This window comes from uncultured Psychroserpens sp. (assembly GCF_947492715.1).
Classification (GTDB): domain Bacteria; phylum Bacteroidota; class Bacteroidia; order Flavobacteriales; family Flavobacteriaceae; genus Psychroserpens.
Genome location: NZ_CANLNS010000033.1, coordinates 1 through 224 on the forward strand (window position 1 = coordinate 1; position 224 = coordinate 224).

Annotated in this window: 1 protein-coding gene; it reads right to left on the minus strand. The window is 41.5% G+C overall.

Going from position 1 to position 224, the window contains the following annotated elements:
* On the minus strand, nucleotides 1-224 hold a 224-nt coding region (locus Q0787_RS19300), incomplete at both ends, for a hypothetical protein (RefSeq protein ID WP_298905102.1).

A 224-nucleotide genomic window follows, 5' to 3' on the forward strand; every position in this document is an offset into this window, starting at 1 on the left:
CCTCCACAGTTATCTGTAGCTGTTGGTGCTGTTAAACTTGTCACTTCACATTCTGCTGTGATATCTGATAAACTTACCGCATCTGGTGTTGGTGCTGTGGTGTCATCTATAATCACATTTTGATCTTGTGTGCTTGTGTTTCCGTTACCATCATCATAAGTCCACGTCACTATTGTTGTTGTCCCTTCGCCTGAAATTGGAAGTGTTGCATTATGACTTACAGT